The sequence below is a fragment of the Paenibacillus sp. AK002 genome, assembly GCF_053903045.1.
The window spans coordinates 5,085,906-5,101,522 of sequence record NZ_CP096377.1; the positions used below are offsets into that span (position 1 = coordinate 5,085,906).

The window sequence follows — 15,617 nt, forward strand, 5'->3', positions numbered from 1 at the left end:
GATGGCTGAGCCAGGAACTATACCAGAAGAAATGGGAAATCCATGAATCTTCGATTGGGGCCCCGAACAGCCCGTTGGTTACTTCACAAACGGCATCGCCTTTGCCAGCACCTCATCCTCTGTAGGTGCGCTGACATACCGGCCGTTGATATAAATGAATGCGCGTTTGCCGCAAGGACCGCAATAGGATTTGCAGCCGATTTTAATATCGGCATCCGGCACCATTTTCTGAATCTTCGGGATGATTGTCTTCAATTTCGTATGCCTGCATTTCTCGCAGACGCGAATATCATTAGCCATTATTCATTACCTTCTTTGTTCTGAAGTATCCTAGTGGTCGCCGTGATTCCCTTGGGATGGATTCGTAATGACAAAGCCTTCCTCGGGAAAATAAAGATAGTCGATTTTGACGCCGTCCAGAAAAGGTTGTCCAGCCTCCAAAATGACGTCGATCTCTTTATCCGTCGATACGACGACATCGCTTTCCTTAGGTGTGTCCAGGTCCAGTCCATAGTGAGCATGGTCGCCATGCGCATGGGTAACCAGCACGCGAAGTTTCTTGTCCTTGTTTTCTTCCTTGTCCAGCTCTCGCTTTATCACTTTGGCCGCATTGCGGGTAATTTTACATTTCACGTATATTCATCTCCTCACGGATGTTTCATTCAATATGTTATTGTAGACCCCTGCCGACTTTTTCGCAAGGGTTCTGTCCGTATTGCCGCTGCCCGAAGGCCGCTTACCTTGCGCGCTTGACCTTGCCTTGATTCTCACCGAGCAAACCCGGATATTTCCGTTCGACGCGGGACACGAACCAGTTCATCAGCAGCATCGTGACTCCGATATCATCGATCGGCATGAAAGGCATGAAATCAGGCAGCACCCAGTACAGCGCAACCGGAACCAGGAATAACAGCTTGTCCCCTAAAGCAACCCGGGAAGAGGCCAAGTACCCGAATATCCGCTGGAATACGTGCGACCAGCGCCGAAGCGACCATAATCTTCTCCACTTCATGGTGTATACCTCCATTCCAATTGCATGAATATATATTACCCAATTCCTGAATCTCTAAGAAATCCCGGCCATTCCTATGCGGCCCGCAATCAATCAGAGGGCGAAAAGAGGCCACTGCCTTGATCCATGACAAGCAGCGGCCGCTTCTTCTAGCTTTGTATACGTTTAGGAATGCTTCTCGTTTCATTATCAGGTTATTCCAAAGACATGAACGCCGACAGGATCGATCCCACCTCGACGCACAGGTCCTCGAAATCCTCAAGCGGCAGCGGATTAATCCCATATCCAATCTCCACCGTAAAGCCCGGTCTCCTGAAATGCTGGATGAACCAATCCTTGTAGCCCGCATCGCTCCCCTGAAGCTTCACCGGCCTGTAACCGCCCGCCTGACCCATTATTCTGGCCATGTTCTCGCTTTCCGGAGGTTCGTAGTCCCTGTAATTCCAATAAATTTCCCTGCCTTGGCTGTGAAGGGAAACGGCTCGTTCCGGAGAGATCGACAGGGTATGCTGATAGACGGTCTCGGCTTCCGGCTCGCTAAGCGGCTTAGCCCCCGCATAATCCTGCGGAGAAGGACGCGTTTTGCCCCTGCGAGCAACTTCCTCGTTCCAATGCGCCGGGAATTGGTCGCCCAAATCCACGCCGTTGATATTCGCCTTCCAGCGGCGAAAGTCCTCACGACCGCCATTCCATTCCAGCAGACGTTCATAATATGGATGAGAAGGTGTGATTCCTTCTTGTACGAGCTCTACTCCGTCCGGGTTTGCCATCGGGACAACCCACAGCGTATAGTCCTGGTACCAGGCAGTCGGCTCCTGATCATAAACTGTTGAGGCTTGAGCCAACGCCCTGCCGTACTCCTCCATGAATCGCATCAGACAAGGAGTGGTGATCCATTCATTGGCATGCAGCGCTGCATTCATGTGGAGATTCTTCGGGCCTTTGCCGATTTTGGCCGCATATATGGGTTTGCCGAGCACGCTCCGTCCGATGACGCTCCACTCGATGACAGGGTAATGCAGCTGCATCTCTTGGATATCGCGTTCCAGATCCGCCGGCCCATATTCACCGGATAACCGTATCAAATGCTTATGTGTTGGGCCCGGCAGAACGATCGTTTTTCCCTGGGGCAGCTGATTAGCCGATAAACCGGGATTCAATTCTTCCAAGGCTTCCTTGCGAAACCGGAACGCACTGGCAATACGATCAAACGTATCATGCTCCTGAATGACATACCGCCGGCGCAGCGATGCAGGAAGATAGAGCATTTGTCCCTGCTGAAGATACGGCTGCTGGGCGGCCCATGGATTTGCCGTAATCAGCTGTTCATACGCCAGACCATGTCTGGCAGCCACGCGTCTTAGTGTATCGCCTTTCTGTACGACATATTGCTGCATAATGGATTCCTTTCCGCGGCTAAGCCGCTTCAATTAGTGTCCAATCCATGTATATGAGCAGCCGCTTGTCCGACATGAATGATGCAGCCAATCGAAACCGGGCCAAGCCCCTTCCTTTCGTATGAAGGCGATCGTAAAACCAAAGAAAGGCAGGAAAGGGCCTCATCCCTTGTCCTGCCTGCCTCGCAATCTCGTATTCGCAATCATTCTAATAAGCTTTAAAGTATGAACCGTGAATTATAGCTTCGTAATCTGCCATACCACTGGCGTCCGCTTGATATGCTCACCAAGCCATTCGGTTGCAATGCTCTGAAAAATCTCCGGATCTCCTGTACAGAAAAATTGATGCACCGGCCCTTCCATGCTGCTCGCGAGCTGGCCTTTATCGTACAGAATCGTGCTGACTTCGCGTGCCGTCTCATCGGCGGAGCTGATCAGCTTCACATTCGGCCCCATGACGGTTTGAATCGTATTCATGAGGAACGGATAGTGGGTACACCCCAGGATCAGGCAATCAATGGAGGTATCCTTGATGCCTCGTAGCGATCGCTCCACAACCTGCAGGGAATCCTTGGACCGGAACAATCCGTGTTCGACGAGCGGTACCAGTTCGGGGCAGGCTTGACTCTCTACCCCGATATATGGCGACAGCTGTTTCAGAGCCGCTGTATACGCTCCGCTGCCAATGGTTCCGACCGTACCGATCACGCCGACGTGTCCGGTCTTCGTTGCGCTTATGGCGGCTCGTGCCCCTGGATGAATGACACCGATGACCGGCACGGGCACTTTGGACGAAATATAATCAAGCGCCGCCGCCGTTGCCGTATTACAGGCGATAACGATCATTTTGGGATCATATTGAATTAAATAATCTACGATTTGCTCCGTAAATAAACGGACTTCTTCCGGTGTACGGGGTCCGTAGGGTGCGCGGGCTGTATCTCCGAAATAAATAATCTTCTCTCTCGGGAGCTGTCTCATCACTTCTTTGGCGACAGTCAGCCCGCCCACACCCGAGTCTAGTATTGCGATTGCTTGCTGCACGAACCCACCGCTTCCTTCTTGTCAAATTCATGGTTTACAGTGATACCATATGTCATTTCGGATCGAAATGTACCTTAAATCTTACCCCAATTCCCCCCTATCTTCAACAAGGGCGCCGTTGTGAACAACCTTGGATACATTGTTCAAGCAATTGTAGGACTCTTGCTCCAGATGCGGAGCTTAGGTAGTTTATACTATAGTAAGCGCGCGTATAGAAAAGGAGAATCTCACGTGAATGACAGCATACATCGCACCGGCCTTTTTCAGGCTGCGGAGCAGTTTATCGGGCTCTGTTATGCAGAGTTAAACCGGACCGGGGAAGAAGTGCAGTCCCGGATCAGCGACATTCGCTCACAGATCGAGCGGACAGGTACATATGAACATACGATAGAGGAACTGACGCACGGGGCCAAAATGGCCTGGCGAAACAGCAACCGCTGTATCGGGAGACTGTTTTGGGATCGCCTGAAGGTCCTTGATGCCAGACACTTAACGGAGACCTCCGACATCTTTTCGGCGCTTCTCCACCATATCGAGAGTGCCACCAATGGCGGAAAGATCATACCTACGATTACCATTTTCAGAGCTGCGCGTCCCGGGGAAGCTCCCCTTATGATCAAAAACCATCAATTGATTCGGTATGCGGGTTACGAAACGCCGGACGGCACGATTGGCGACCCGGCTTCGATCGCCTTCACGAAGGAATGCTTGGAGATGGGTTGGCAGGGTGACTTGACCGCCCATGATGTGCTGCCGCTGGTGGTGCAGCAGGGGAATGAGCCGCCTGAGTGGCTGCCGATACCGAAAACCTCCGTGCTGGAGGTCTGCCTGGAGCATCCTGATCTTCCGGAGCTTAAAGAGGAAGGGTTAAAATGGTACGGGGTGCCTCTCATCTCGGACATGCTGCTTGAGATCGGGGGCATTACGTATACGGCCGCTCCGTTCAACGGATGGTATATGGGAACCGAAATCGGTGCCCGCAACCTCGCAGACGAGGCCCGTTACAACAAGCTCCCGCTCATCGCCAGCCTGATGGGACTGGAGACTTCAAGCGAAGCCACCTTGTGGAGGGATCGTGCATTGGTCGAACTCAATGTGGCCGTGCTTTATTCCTACAAAAAGGCGGGTGTCAGCATCGTGGACCATCACTCGGCTGCAGCCCAGTTCGGTCTGTTCGAACAGCGTGAAGCGCAGGCCGGGCGCGAGCTTACCGGAGACTGGAGCTGGCTGATTCCTCCGGTTTCGCCGGCCACCACGCATATTTTCCATGCATCCTATCATAATGACATGCGTTCGCCGAATTTCCATTACAGGAACAAGGGACAATAATCCCGCCTGACCATGCTAAACACTAAACGCAGCAAAGCCGGGGCGTTTGACGCCGCCCCGGCTTTTCATGTATTTTGGCGTGATCCTTATTCCCGCAATCGATGTGCTGAAGACCGATGATCCCTGGTTTTAATCGTTGATCTTCTCTTCCGAAACAGAGGGCACATACGCCTCTTCTTCAAAATCCTCATCAAACGAGGACACCTGTGCGATTTCCTCTTCTGCCAGCCAGCTCTCCTGCCGATTCCGCCAGGATTGAATGTCGGAGATGACATTCTCGGCACGATCCGTCATGATGCCGATCAGATTAACGCCCTGCTCGCCTACCTTCTCCGCCGCCTCCTGCACCTTGGCACCGATTTCGCGTGCGCCGTCTGCAATGTCATCCCGAAGCTCTTTGCCGGATTTCGGAGCCAGAAGAAGTGCGGTAACAGAACCTGCAACACTGCCGATCAATACTCCCCAGAGGAGTCCTTTGCTCTTCTCTTTCATATCCCATCTCTCCTTCTATTTGGCTTGCCTTTCGCCGGACTTGGAGGCATATTTGTTCCAGGAATGCCAGAGCGTCATCCCGGCATCCACCCACCGGAACATCTCCCCGATCTGCCGTTCATTATCGAGGCGAGCACGTTCCAGATGCTCAATGGCCGTTATGGAAGCTTTTTTCCCAACAGCATGAACCGCATCGGCCGTCTTGGCTACGGCTGTCGCTGCACTGGACATGGAAGCGGCAAAAGCTTCGCCGGCTGCCAGCTGACGCTGTATCATCTCCAAAGAGACGGAAGCCTGCTCAAGCACTTGCGAAGCCTCCTGTGTCAATCGGGCGCTGTCTTCTTCAAGCCGGCCCAGCATGGTCTCAGCCCGCCGCATCAGCTTTCTAATCGACAGCATCATGACCACCGCGGCAACCGCGATCAGCACGATGCCGGCGGCAGCGGTCAGCGCACTCCATTCTGTCATCGGGAACTCCTCCTTTCGTCCGACCGGGCGAATGCCTAGTCGCTTGATGCATTATAAGCAGGATGGGCTTGTCTTGACACAACATCGGCGATCTTTTTATTGCGGCCAGAGAACAACGAATATCCCCGCCCGCTCGAGTAACATGCCGGCAACGGTACGAATTCAACAAAAAAAACAGACCTTCAGGGGATTTCCCTGTAGGTCTGTTCTTCCATGCGTCATATGGATGAGCGAGCCCATGCCGTCATGGGAGAAATCATTCAAGCTAAGCAGCCATCAGTACAGTTCGTTCTTTAAATATTCGCGAACGTTTCCCGCAAACTGCTCCAGCACGTCGGCCAGTACGGGCGTTAAAGAATGCAGCGCCTGCCGGTCCCAATCATAGTAGTCCTGTACGAGCGGCTTACGTAAACGAACCAGCTCCATCAGCACCTTATGAACCTCTTGCGGAAACACCTTTTCCTCATGATTGATATCCATGATATCTTCGTAACTGCTGGCATCCCGCATAATAAATCCGTCGATCAGGTAGCTGCCGACATCCGTGACGACCTCGATCGCCAGATGAAGCGCACGCTCCTGAACCAGGCCCAGCACCAGGCCTCCGTCCCACGATTGCGCAGCGGCACGCAAACCTTCCGCAATGTCCGGAATCGCGTTCAGCCGCCGTTCAATTTGCTCTTGATTCACATAATACACCGCAAATCTCCTCCAGCCTGTTGTTGTAAGTCTATCTACCGCCTACACTTCAAAATCAACGCTAAGCGTATGATCTTTCACCGTATTGATGTATTGGATCACTTCCTGGTGTACAGGGTGAACGGCATAAGCCTGCAAATCTTCAAGATTGTCCACTTCAACGATCAAAGCCAAATCATAAGAGCGCTCGGAGTGGATCACATCGGCACCAGCTTCAAGGGATCTCAGCAACGGAATTTTACCGTCCATGTCGCGCAGCACCTGCACGGTTTTCTCAATATTCTCTGCGGTTGGATCCTTCAATTTGAAAAAAACAATATGTTTAATCATCGTCCGTTCCTCCATCTCTAGCATATATGTAAATCTCCCGTATCTATCATACCCCGTTCGTCCGGAAAAAGAAATCGCTCCCACGAACATGAGGAACATACATGGCTCTCCAGATATAACCAAACAGGAGCACCGACTGGACGGCGCCAGAACGTGCTCCTGAATGAACATCCTACGAAAAAAGCCCGTCATTTGGATTTATGTGCTAAATATGGTTCAGCATGTTCCGGGCAATCCAGACCCCGGCGGCTCCTGCCTGAGCAAGCCCTCTGGTAATTCCGGCGCCATCCCCGCCGCAATACAGCCCCTTGATCTCCGTCTCGAAGGAATCCGACAGCTTCGGCCTTGCGGAGTAGAACTTGGCCTCGACGCCATAGAACAACGTGTGCTCCGACGCGATCCCCGGCGTGACTTGATCAAGCGCTTCAACCATCTCGATCAGACTTTTCATCGTGTTGTAAGGCAGCACCAAGCCAAGATCGCCTGGAACGGCTTCCTTCAGCGTCGGCTCAAGAAACCCTTCGCGGATTCTGCCCTCGGTGGATCTCCGGCCGCGAAGCACGTCGCCGTATTTCTGCACGATGACCCCGCCGCTGGACAGATCATTCGCCCGCTTGCATATTTCGCGCGCGTATTCGTTAGGCTTATCAAACGGCTCCGTAAACTTATGGGATACCAGCAGCGCAAAGTTCGTATTGGCTGAGCCCAATGCCGGATCCTTGTAGGAATGACCGTTGGCAGCCATGACTCCGCTGTGGTTTTCCACCACGACATGGCCGGAAGGATTACTGCAGAATGTCCGCACGCGGGTCCCGACCGAAGTGTTGAAGATGAATTTGCCTTCATACAAATGATCGTTGATTTCACGCATGACCACATCCGAGGTTTCGACGCGCACGCCGACATCCACTTGGTTATTATGCATTTTCAATCTGCGTTTTTTAAGAATGCCGGTCAACCAGGCAGACCCGTCGCGGCCGGGGGCAACCATCACCAGATTCGCCTCATGGACCTCTCCGCCCTTCATCGCGATGCCGGTGACGCGGTGGGTGCCGTCCTCCTTGATGGTGACGATGTCCTCGACCTCCGCCCGGAATGCCATATCAATCCTTGTCTTTAAATATTCATAAATCGACTTCAGGATTTCCAAATTCTGCTCGGTTCCAAGATGCCTTACCTGTGCGCGAAGCAGCTTAAGGCCTGCTGCGTATCCTCGCTGTTCAATATCGCGGATCGCATGGGTCGTCGGATCTGTAATGGCAGGTGTCGCCCCATGCTCCAGGTTGATCGCATCCACATATTGAATGAGCTCCATGACTTTGGATCCGGGCAAATAATCGGTCATCCAGCCGCCAAACTCTGTGGTTATGTTGAATTTGCCGTCACTGTATGCCCCGGCTCCACCAAATCCGGCCGTAATCGAGCAGGCCGGCAGGCAACCGGCGAATTCCTTCCGGCCTACCGCCGGAGGACACAGCTTAATCTTCTCCTCCAGAATCGGACAGCTTCTCCGGTAAATATCATGTCCCTTGTCAACCAGCAGCACCCTGCTGCCTGGTGATTTCAATGTCAGCTCATAACATGCAAAAATTCCTGCAGGACCGGCACCAACAACGATAACATCATATTTGCTCATCATATCCCCCTGTGTGTTTGACTGTCGTTTACGCACACCGATTCCAGGCACAAAAAAATCCTGCTCCGAATAGGTATGCTTGCGCACCCTATTCGTAGTCAGGAATTTAAGGTCCCTTGTAGAAACCCCTGAACCTTATTTTCAGGGATATACGAATAAGCCTATTTTTCTCTTCAACAACCATAGTTAATATAAAACGTAATTACGAATGAGTCAATAATAATATTTAAAATTGTTCGCCTTTCAGGCCGTAATATGTTTAAATTCGGGTTATTATCGTTAAATTCTATAAAAACACGAACAATGCTCCAACAAGACCAAATACACATTGTAGGTCTATCGAACCACCGCACCGGCTCCATAAATCATGTAACAACGAAATGGAAACAAATGTTTAGTGATTGGCTATTGAAAAGCTAGTGTCGAATATTGTAGTATTGTGTTAAAAAAATCGGAGGAATTATGCCTACACAACTGCAGCAAGAAAAACACTCCATTGAGGCGTGGTCCCTGATCAATCGTAAATATTTGGGGAAAGGCGTGCGAGTCAAGCGCTTTCGTCGGCCGACCCGCTGCCAAATTCGTAACCGCGTCCTGCTAGCCGTACTTATGGCCAACGATATCAAATTGTCGCAATTGGCCGAGGAACTGGGAGTATCCTCCCGTAGCGTCAGCGCCTGGGTATATGAGGGACGCGTTCCCGGAAAAAACAACCTGGAGAAAGCCTGCGACTACTTGGGTTATCCCCGCCACATTCTCTTCAGAGAAGAATTGCTGGACAAGTCGCCCTTGATCTGTCAGCCAGCGGCTTCCCGATTCATGAAACGCACCCTGACACGCTCTCCGGTCAGCAATCGGATTCTGACAGGCCTGTGCATGGTTCATGATTTGTCGGTGAGCGATGTCAGCCGCTGGATCGGCGTACATCCTGGCACGTTCCGCAAATGGCTGCACCAAGGCACCGTACCTTCAGCAGCATTTCAGGAGAAAGCGGAACAGTTCTTCCGAATCCCTAAGTCTGTGTTATTCGCAGATTGCGCACTGAAGCAAGAGTCCCGATAAAACTAGCCGTTAAACCAATAACCATACTTATTATCTGACACAAATGCTCTGCTTGCCGGACTCCATTCGGCCAAGCCGGGCTTATTTTGTGTCATGGCATAGTTTGAGGTTTTCAGGGAATACAAGTAACATCGGGCATACGAAAGCGATCCAGGAATGAGGTGACTGACGAATGAAGCTGCGTCAGAAGGAAATTGGCGCTTCACTGGGATTGCTGGCTGGAACGACCATGGGAAGCGGCATCGGATTCCTGCTTGGATGGCACTCCTACAATCTGATGGTCCTGGTTTCCCTTTTCGGTTTTTTCGGAATTGCAGCCGGTCTTTGGGCAGGCTCCCGAAGAATATTCAAAGAGCTCCCTTAAGAACCATGCGAGGCTCGTCGTTCTGCCTGATTCTTGATGAACATTTAGGCATAAGCTCAAAAAAAGCAGGCCGGTAATTTCCCGGTCTGCTTTGCTATGATTAGTTATGGGTCTTCGTCTCGTTAATAACGTACAATTTCCCAGGCTTAACGCCATCGTTTTTGAAATGTTGAACGACTCCGTCAGTGGCGGCTCTTTGGTCATGGCCTCGCGTGGTCGTATCCGGCATATCCTGAATACTCCAGGTCTTGCCTCCGTCCTCGGTTTTGGCTTGACCGCTGAATCCCGTTTCAGGCGAGATAAAATGGAGAAAGCCGGCATTCGGCGTGCTTCCGATCCGGTTCCATGTTTCTCCGCCATCCGTTGTACGGTACAGATCGTTATTCTCCATCACGGTCCAGGCCTGCTTCCCGTTCAGCGCAAAGATTTGGCGTACAGTGCCCTTCGGCTGAGCCTGAACCTCCCATTCGGTGCCTCCGTCATCACTAAAAGCAATCCAGCCTTCTCCGCCGATCCAGCCGGAGTTATGATTAACGAGCCGGACTGCCGTCACATCCGATAAATCCACATCGGGTTCGGCCGCTGGATCTTCTTGCGTGTCTGCTGCGGAACCGTTTCCTGCGCTGCCATCCGTATGGCCTGAGGTCTCATCCGTGCCGGAAGGCGGCGTAGTCTCAGGAATATCTCCCTTGGGAGAATTCGCCGATGCCTCAGTCGGCAAAGGCCCGGCCCCATTCCCTATATCCGATGACTGGCATCCGACAGCTACGCTGACTGCGATCAACATCATCAGCATAAAGCCCATCCTGTTTCGAGGTTTTATCATGCGATCACACCCCTTATGTTCTAAGTAACCAACCGTAACGGCTGTTTACGCTATTCGTCCCATTCCATCACACTCATACGGAACGGTCCCTCATATTCAGTATAACGCGATTTCCACTTGAAGAGGAACGAAAAAAGCTGTTTTTCAAGTCGAATTTCACTTGAAAAACAGCTTTGCTTCATAGATGCGGTCGAGAGGACTCGAACCTCCACGGGGGTAAGCCCACACGGACCTGAACCGTGCGCGTCTGCCAATTCCGCCACGACCGCATATTATGTAAGTCGTGATCGAGTTGATCACCGTAATTAAGAGTATATAACGCCCCAAGCTAAAAAGCAAGCATTTTTTCAAAAAAAAATGTCGAAACCATCATTACATCATGGTTTCGACTAATCAGGCCAGTCTCAGATCGTCCATTGATCATGTATGATGCCGGACAATACCCAACGATCCTCATACCGCTCAAACACAAGCCGCAGGCTTTCCCAGTCCATGCCCGCATAATCAGGATCAAATCCATCATAATAATACTCAACGATGCCGGCCTCTCTATACTGGCTGCTGGCATTGTTCACCGTATTTCCTTCGCTCTTCGATTGGTTGTATCCGATCCACGGCGCCTTCGCAAAGTCCAGCGAATAAATGAATTTCTTGTAATAGTCATCAAAAGTCATCGAAATCGGTTCTCCGCTGCCGTCAAACTCACCCCATAGGTAAACGGCGTCGTTGTTCAATCCCTGCCGCAGCTGCTGCTTGCCGAGCGTTACGTCCTTCTGCCGGTCGACGTGAGCATACGGTGAAAAGGTGATTCCGTTTGGATGAACGAGTTCGGCCAGCTTCTCAAAATCCTTGTTTTTTAAAAATGTGATCGCTTCAGCACTGATTTTGGACAGGGCAGCTTCTGCCTCTTTCGGCGTGAGCAGCGGATAAATCATAGCTTCTTTTGCCTTGTTATGCCAGGATACCTTGCCTCCAAGCCCTTCAGCCGAGAAACGGAGCGGGATGTAAACTCGTCCCTCCCTGAGAAGAGGCGGAGCATCCAGGGTCACGACCTTGCCGTCTTTCATGGCACGGGTATGCCCAACGGTATAACTCGTTGTATGTTTGCCATTGCTCACGACCGCCGTCCGATCGGCTTGATTCCAACGCACCTCGGCACCCATTGCTGCCGAAATGCCGCGGAATGGCACCATCACCCTCCCTTGATGAATAAAAGCAGGCGAATCCAGCAGCAATTTGCCGCCATTCACCCTAACTTCAATAGGTTGGTCTGAAGATGTGCCCGATGCCCAAACTTCTTCTCCTCCGAACTGGAAAACGGCGATCCCAATCGCTGCCGCCATGAAACCGGCCAGCAGCTTTTTCACTGCTTGACGTTTCTTCATCACGAACTCTCCCTCCTTCAGCTCAGTTCACTTCCCATTTCCATTATAGAACATCTATAACCCATGGACCCGTCCCTAAAGCAATTGCCGGTTACTCCGTACAGGCCACTGGATATGCCCTCCCCTCACGCTCCAGGTCCGCTATGGCTAACCCCCCATTATATTCGCTCAACATCCCCTTTACGTCGAAAAGCAGGAAAGAGGAATTGGGGCGCTGAGGAAGAATTGTCTAAGCATGAGATTACATTTCTTACGGGGGGAATTGATTTGAAACGATATGCGCTGCCGTTGTTTATCCTGATCATGAGTCTGCTTTACATTTTCTTCATTCCTTCCGAGCCCTTGCTAATCAAACTGCTGTTCAAGCTCATCCCCATGTGGCTCATCATCCTGTTTGCATATCGCCAGTTCCCGCCCCGTGCCACGAAAGTTCACTATCTTCTGTTATCGGGACTGTTCTTCTGCATGATTGGTGACGGTACGCTCGTCTGGTTTGTCGTCGGCCTTACCTTTTTTCTGATCGGTCACCTGTTCTATACGATCGGCTTCCTGGGACAATGGCGATCTTCGCTTCCCCGCCTCCTCAGCATCGTTCCGATTGCGGCCTATTCGGTCTGGATGGGCATTCAATTGGTGACCTCTCTCGACTCAAATGGGGAGCAGGCTTTGATATTTCCCGTCATCGCTTATATTGCGGTCATCTCGACCATGCTCTGGACCTCCGTCATGACCGGAAACCGGTTAGCCATGCTTGGAAGTCTGCTCTTTGTCATCTCGGACTCGATCCTGTCCTGGAACATGTTTGTTTCCGATATCCTTTATTCGAACGTATGGATCATGACCACGTATTACGCAGCCCAGTTCCTGATAGCCAGAAGCATCTCGGCTTTTAACTGGACGAAAGCGCGGAGCAGGGGCGACTCGTCACTCAATGCTTCCGCCATCCATTAGAAAACCAAAAAAGCCGAGTCCGGGTTCCCCCGGGCTCAGCTTTTACAGGACATTTCACCGCTCCATGTTCCATGATATGTCGGTCCAAAACTCCCCCATCAAGCAACGAAGCAACGCCGAGTCCTTAATCACGCCAGTTCATGCGAACCTGCTTAATCCCCTCTACCTGCCACAACTGCTCGAACAATCCGTTAATTCCCTTGCTGTTGAACGAGTACACCCGGAATTCCATTGTGACCTTGGTCGAATCGTCTTCCGTCGTGTCATTGTTCACGATCATGCCTTCCACCGTCATATTGGCCTTTTGCAGCAATTCCGTAATCGTGCTCACATGTACCGGACGGTCACCCGCCTCGATGATAATCTTTAAGCTGCCGGACTTTTTGATAAAGAGAAACCTCGATTCCAATTTATTCAGCACCAGCGTGCTGACCAGAACGATCGCTGTCGTGATGATTGCAGGCCAGTAAAAACCGGAGCCCACGCTTAAACCGATAGCCGCTGCCACCCATAAAGTGGCGGCCGTGGTCAGACCTGAAATGATATGATTGGAACGCCGCAATATGGCTCCGGCACCAAGAAAACCGATACCGCTTACAACTTGTGCTGCCAGCCGGGCAGGATCAAACCTCGCATTGGGATGATTGATTAGTGCAGAGTCAAACCCGTAGATGGAAGTCAGCATAATCAGCGTCGATCCGACGGCCACCAAGAGATGGGTTTTTAACCCGGCCTGCTTATTCCGGCGTTCCCGCTCCCAACCGATCAAACCGCCGAGCAATGCAGCGAACAGCAGCCGCATCAGCATGGTCTCCGTATCCAGTTGAAACACATCCATTCCTAATCTCCACCCATCTTCATCTTGTAAGGCGGCTCTTCGTTATGCCATATGTTCATCCTGCCAGCGCCATAACTCTTTGCTGGAGGTGGATATGCCGATTACACCGCTCTTTAGAGCCGTATCAAAATCCTCCAAATCGATCATGAGCCCCCCTGCAATGACGGGCACGTCCACCTCTGCGCGGATACGTTCCATAATCCGCTGGCACACCATGCCCGGGAGCACTTCAATGGCATCGGGATTGGAGGCCTTAATCATTTTGATCCCGTTGTCCAGGGAGACGGAGTCAAATACGAACAGACGTTGAACCGTTAACAAGCCCAACTTCTTCGCTTCCACAATCGCCGTGTTTTTTGTCGTGACAATCCCGTCGATGCCAACCTTCTCAGCCAAGTACTTAACTCCCGTCTTATCTTTGCCGATCCCTTCAATCAGATCAAAATGCACAAACGAAAGCTTGCCCGCCTCGCGAATCTCCTCGACGATCGATTCAATGATAAAAATATCGGTCTTGAGAATAAATACGATGTTCGATTCGGTCGCTAACACGGCAGGAAGTTCATCCGCATTCATTAATGAAGTAATAATGGGTTTACGCTTCAAGCAATACGAAATTCGTTGTGCACCTTCAACACTGGTTTTCATGTTTTCACCTCGTTGCCGCCGCAACCTCTCCAATTCTCCCGTTGCCCCGGCATATTTTTGTAGATACTCGTCATTGTGCTTCGTTTGCCTGCTGCAAGGCAGTACCGCTGAGATAAATATCGTGAACCGAATTCAGCACATAGGTGGGCTTCACGCTGCTGTCCATCAGATCCTCCTTGGTCGAAACCCCGGTCAGCACCAAAGCCGTGCTCATTCCCGCCTGATTGCCCATCTTGATATCCGTCTCCAGCCGATCCCCCGACATCAGGCAATCTTCGGCCTTCACTCCCAAAATATCAAGAGCCGTCAATGCCGTCAAGACGGAGGGTTTGCCCATGACCGTCGTAATGGTAATGCCGGCAGTGCCTTCGATGGCACCAATCATGCCGCCGGCATCCGGCACATCACCGCCAGGCATCGGACATGTTCGATCCGGGTGGGTAGCAATAACCTCGGCGCCCCCCTTGATCGCCTGATATGCAAAATCCAGATGACGATAGTGAAAATCCCGATCCCACGATACGACCACGACGTCGGTTTCCTCCGGAGATGAGGCGAATCGTATCCCATTGTCCAGCAGCTCATTCTTCAATATATCCTCGCCAATAACGTATACTTTTGCATCCGGATGATGCTTCTGAAGATAATGAATCGTAACAAGCGCGGGATTCAGAATATGATTCATTTCAACCTGAATGCCAAGCTTCGCTAATTTCTTCAAATAATTCTCCCTAGAGTCTATCGTTTTGTTGGTCAAAAACAACAGCCTCTTATCCAGTCCCTGCAAGTAATGAATGGTCTCCACGGCACCGTCGATGGCCTCGGCCCCAAGGTAAATCGTACCGTCCAAATCAAAAATATACCCTGCAAAATGATCCATACTTCGTTCTCCTCTGCATGTTCAATCTGTAAATTTGCCTACAAACGTCACGGACATATGTCCGGTCAGATCGCTATGTTATATCTCCAGCCCCTGTCCGTAAGGTATACATATGACAGCGCCATGTCCTTTAGTCCCTGACCGGCGGTTCCTTGCGGATACAAAAAAATGAGAAGCACTTTGCATGGAAGAAACCTTCATTCATGACAAATGAAAGATTCTCGTTATGCAAAGGGCTTCTCATCATCTCTGCCCG

19 protein-coding genes, 1 tRNA gene and 1 riboswitch are annotated in these 15,617 nt (G+C 51.3%); of the genes, 4 read left to right on the top strand and 16 right to left on the bottom strand.

The window, feature by feature from the left end; translation table 11 throughout:
• Positions 1 to 78: 78 nt before the first annotated feature.
• The 5 genes from M1D70_RS22720 to racE form a co-directional block, all read right to left on the bottom strand.
• Positions 79 to 300, bottom strand: a complete 222-nt coding sequence (locus M1D70_RS22720; protein WP_009593800.1) for a DUF1450 domain-containing protein — start codon at positions 298 to 300, stop codon at positions 79 to 81.
• A 30-nt stretch (positions 301 to 330) separates the two neighbouring features.
• Entirely contained in the window at positions 331 to 633 is a 303-nt protein-coding gene (locus tag M1D70_RS22725; RefSeq protein WP_009593786.1) for a HesB/IscA family protein, read from the bottom strand.
• Positions 634 to 736: 103 nt separating this feature from the next.
• Positions 737 to 1,012 carry a hypothetical protein gene (locus tag M1D70_RS22730; protein ID WP_009593797.1) on the bottom strand — a complete coding sequence of 92 codons (276 nt, stop codon included), beginning with the start codon at positions 1,010 to 1,012 and terminating at the stop codon, positions 737 to 739.
• 194 nt (positions 1,013 to 1,206) lie between these two features.
• The gene (locus M1D70_RS22735) at positions 1,207 to 2,409 is read right to left on the bottom strand and encodes a M14 family metallopeptidase (protein WP_009593790.1); all 1,203 of its coding nucleotides are present in this window, start codon (positions 2,407 to 2,409) and stop codon (positions 1,207 to 1,209) included.
• Positions 2,410 to 2,646: 237 nt separating this feature from the next.
• The gene (gene racE / locus M1D70_RS22740) at positions 2,647 to 3,453 is read right to left on the bottom strand and encodes a glutamate racemase (RefSeq protein WP_009593789.1); all 807 of its coding nucleotides are present in this window, start codon (positions 3,451 to 3,453) and stop codon (positions 2,647 to 2,649) included.
• Between the two features lie 231 nt (positions 3,454 to 3,684).
• On the opposite strand from racE, the gene M1D70_RS22745 reads away from it, so the two are divergent.
• Positions 3,685 to 4,782: a nitric oxide synthase oxygenase gene (locus M1D70_RS22745; protein ID WP_456288019.1), complete on the top strand. Its 1,098-nt coding sequence runs from the start codon at positions 3,685 to 3,687 to the stop codon at positions 4,780 to 4,782.
• Positions 4,783 to 4,911: 129 nt separating this feature from the next.
• Here M1D70_RS22745 and M1D70_RS22750 read toward each other — a convergent pair whose 3' ends face one another.
• From M1D70_RS22750 to M1D70_RS22770, 5 genes are all read right to left on the bottom strand, one after another.
• Complete coding sequence (locus M1D70_RS22750) at positions 4,912 to 5,274, bottom strand: YtxH domain-containing protein (RefSeq protein WP_456288020.1); 363 nt, start codon at positions 5,272 to 5,274, stop codon at positions 4,912 to 4,914.
• 15 nt (positions 5,275 to 5,289) lie between these two features.
• Complete coding sequence (locus M1D70_RS22755; RefSeq protein WP_456288021.1) at positions 5,290 to 5,742, bottom strand: DUF948 domain-containing protein; 453 nt, start codon at positions 5,740 to 5,742, stop codon at positions 5,290 to 5,292.
• Positions 5,743 to 6,018: 276 nt separating this feature from the next.
• Entirely contained in the window at positions 6,019 to 6,441 is a 423-nt protein-coding gene (locus M1D70_RS22760; protein ID WP_456288022.1) for a DUF86 domain-containing protein, read from the bottom strand.
• A 42-nt stretch (positions 6,442 to 6,483) separates the two neighbouring features.
• Positions 6,484 to 6,771: a Dabb family protein gene (locus M1D70_RS22765; RefSeq protein WP_456288023.1), complete on the bottom strand. Its 288-nt coding sequence runs from the start codon at positions 6,769 to 6,771 to the stop codon at positions 6,484 to 6,486.
• 205 nt (positions 6,772 to 6,976) lie between these two features.
• On the bottom strand, positions 6,977 to 8,407 hold the full coding sequence (locus tag M1D70_RS22770; protein ID WP_456288024.1) for an NAD(P)/FAD-dependent oxidoreductase: 1,431 nt from the start codon (positions 8,405 to 8,407) through the stop codon (positions 6,977 to 6,979).
• 75 nt (positions 8,408 to 8,482) lie between these two features.
• A riboswitch (purine riboswitch) is annotated at positions 8,483 to 8,582 on the bottom strand.
• A gap of 287 nt (positions 8,583 to 8,869) precedes the next feature.
• Between M1D70_RS22770 and M1D70_RS22775 the strand changes: the two genes are divergently transcribed.
• Positions 8,870 to 9,469 (top strand): helix-turn-helix domain-containing protein, encoded by a 600-nt coding sequence (locus M1D70_RS22775; protein ID WP_456288025.1) that lies wholly within the window; start codon positions 8,870 to 8,872, stop codon positions 9,467 to 9,469.
• A 172-nt stretch (positions 9,470 to 9,641) separates the two neighbouring features.
• Positions 9,642 to 9,833 (top strand): hypothetical protein, encoded by a 192-nt coding sequence (locus tag M1D70_RS22780; RefSeq protein ID WP_090909398.1) that lies wholly within the window; start codon positions 9,642 to 9,644, stop codon positions 9,831 to 9,833.
• Between the two features lie 100 nt (positions 9,834 to 9,933).
• Here the strand turns inward: M1D70_RS22780 and M1D70_RS22785 are convergent, their stop codons facing one another.
• From M1D70_RS22785 to M1D70_RS22795, 3 genes are all read right to left on the bottom strand, one after another.
• A complete protein-coding gene (locus M1D70_RS22785) occupies positions 9,934 to 10,659 on the bottom strand; it encodes a WD40/YVTN/BNR-like repeat-containing protein (RefSeq protein ID WP_456288026.1) in 726 nt (241 codons plus the stop codon).
• 185 nt (positions 10,660 to 10,844) lie between these two features.
• Positions 10,845 to 10,928, bottom strand: a tRNA-Leu gene (locus tag M1D70_RS22790).
• 135 nt (positions 10,929 to 11,063) lie between these two features.
• Positions 11,064 to 12,044 (bottom strand): copper amine oxidase N-terminal domain-containing protein, encoded by a 981-nt coding sequence (locus M1D70_RS22795; RefSeq protein WP_456288027.1) that lies wholly within the window; start codon positions 12,042 to 12,044, stop codon positions 11,064 to 11,066.
• 267 nt (positions 12,045 to 12,311) lie between these two features.
• Here M1D70_RS22795 and M1D70_RS22800 point away from each other — a divergent pair, with 267 nt between their 5' ends.
• A complete protein-coding gene (locus M1D70_RS22800) occupies positions 12,312 to 12,995 on the top strand; it encodes a lysoplasmalogenase (RefSeq protein WP_456288028.1) in 684 nt (227 codons plus the stop codon).
• A gap of 124 nt (positions 12,996 to 13,119) precedes the next feature.
• Here M1D70_RS22800 and M1D70_RS22805 read toward each other — a convergent pair whose 3' ends face one another.
• The 3 genes from M1D70_RS22805 to M1D70_RS22815 all read right to left on the bottom strand — a co-directional run bounded on the left by M1D70_RS22805 (position 13,120) and on the right by M1D70_RS22815 (position 15,361).
• Positions 13,120 to 13,833, bottom strand: coding sequence for an MgtC/SapB family protein (locus M1D70_RS22805; protein WP_009593619.1), 714 nt, complete (start codon positions 13,831 to 13,833; stop codon positions 13,120 to 13,122).
• Positions 13,834 to 13,875: 42 nt separating this feature from the next.
• Complete coding sequence (locus M1D70_RS22810; RefSeq protein ID WP_009593577.1) at positions 13,876 to 14,481, bottom strand: glycerol-3-phosphate responsive antiterminator; 606 nt, start codon at positions 14,479 to 14,481, stop codon at positions 13,876 to 13,878.
• Positions 14,482 to 14,551: 70 nt separating this feature from the next.
• Positions 14,552 to 15,361, bottom strand: coding sequence for an HAD-IIA family hydrolase (locus M1D70_RS22815; RefSeq protein ID WP_009593587.1), 810 nt, complete (start codon positions 15,359 to 15,361; stop codon positions 14,552 to 14,554).
• Between the last annotated feature and the right edge of the window lie 256 nt (positions 15,362 to 15,617).